This is a genomic window from Staphylococcus sp. EG-SA-2 (assembly GCF_017152085.1).
Window position 1 is genome coordinate 1 of the sequence record NZ_JACYHC010000707.1, and the last position, 1,816, is coordinate 1,816.

General features: G+C 26.8%; 2 protein-coding genes. Both read left to right on the top strand.

The features are described 5' to 3' along the window. Positions 1-130 precede the first annotated feature (130 nt). Positions 131-1,042 carry an iron-hydroxamate ABC transporter substrate-binding protein gene (locus tag IDG60_RS12905; RefSeq protein WP_000825510.1) on the top strand — a complete coding sequence of 304 codons (912 nt, stop codon included), beginning with the start codon at positions 131-133 and terminating at the stop codon, positions 1,040-1,042. 61 nt (positions 1,043-1,103) lie between these two features. Next, the coding region (locus tag IDG60_RS12910; RefSeq protein ID WP_048523741.1) for a class I SAM-dependent methyltransferase at positions 1,104-1,816 on the top strand (713 nt) is incomplete at its 3' end.

The window sequence follows — 1,816 nt, forward strand, 5'->3', positions numbered from 1 at the left end:
TAATAATTAGATAATATCATAAATGAAAATAGAAATGTTACTGATGTGTATTACTAACAGGCGTTGACTAATTCTTTTAATATTTTATAATTGAAAATGAATATCAATTAAAAAACAAAAGGATGATATTATGAAAAGATTAATTGGAATTTTATTATGTAATTTATTTATTTTGACTGCGTGTTCAGCATCTGTCGATAAAACAAGTAACTCGACAAAGACTACAGACTATAAAATTGAAAATGGTGAAACACTGAAAGTACCAGAGAAACCTAAAAGAGTTGCTGTATTAACTGGATTTTATGTTGGTGATTTTATAAAGTTAGGAATCAAACCAATTGCTGTTTCAGATATAACTAAAGATTCTTCAATTTTAAAACCTTATTTAAAAGGGGTTGATTATATTGGAGAAAATGATGTTGAAAGAGTTGCTAAAGCAAAACCAGATTTAATTGTTGTAGATGCTATGGATAAAAATATAAAAAAATACCAAAAAATAGCGCCAACAATCCCATATACATACAATAAATACAATCATAAAGAAATATTAAAAGAAATAGGCAAGTTGACTAATAATGAAGATAAAGCTAAAAAATGGATTGAAGAGTGGGACGATAAAACTAGAAAAGATAAAAAAGAAATTCAAAGTAAAATTGGTCAAGCAACAGCATCTGTGTTTGAACCAGATGAAAAGCAAATATACATATATAACTCTACATGGGGTCGTGGTTTGGATATTGTTCATGATGCATTCGGTATGCCAATGACAAAGCAATATAAAGATAAATTACAAGAAGATAAAAAAGGCTATGCTTCCATTTCAAAAGAAAATATTAGTAAATATGCTGGTGATTATATATTTTTAAGTAAACCTTCGTACGGAAAATTTGATTTTGAAAAAACACATACATGGCAGAATATTGAAGCTGTAAAAAAAGGACATGTAATTTCATATAAAGCAGAAGATTATTGGTTCACAGATCCTATTACATTAGAACATTTGAGAAGTAAATTAAAAAAAGAAATTTTAAATAAAAAATAATAGAAATAAGTTGTAAAAATTTTCTTATGCATTGGTACTAATGTTTTTAAGGAGTGATTAAATGAAGCAACTGGTTGGAATTCCCGAATCAATGTTAATTCCTTTGATAGCTCGAGCAAAAGAGTACGAAAACGAAAAACCAATAATAAAAGACGCACTATCTAAAAAAATATTTGATGGTTTAGATGATATGTACAAAAATGTTACATGTGATGACATGTCTCAAATTGGAATTAGTATACGTACTGTGATAATAGATTGTGTTACTAAGAGGCTTATCAAGGATAATAAAGATTTAATCGTGGTCAATATAGGTTGTGGCTTAGATACAAGGTTTCAAAGATTTAATAAAGAAAAAATATCATGGATAGATTTAGATGTACCAGAATCAATAGAAATACGAAAAACATTTTTTAAAGAAAGTAATAGTTATAAGATGATATCTAAATCTATGCTAGATTACAGTTGGATTGATGATGTCAAAAATTATAAATTTTTTAATAGTAAGTCAGATATATTGTTTATTATTGAAGGTGTATTGATGTATTTTGATGAGAGTGTAATGACTCAATTATTGGACACTATTATCAAAAAGATGGGAGATCATAATTTGACATTTGCGATTGAATTTTGCTCAAAAACAATTGCGAATAATACAAAGAGACATCAATCGGTATCAAAGTTATCCTCACAACCTGTTTTTAAATATGGTTACAATGATTTAAAAAAATTGAATGAAATTTTACCAAATACAATAAGAGTAATACATGAATA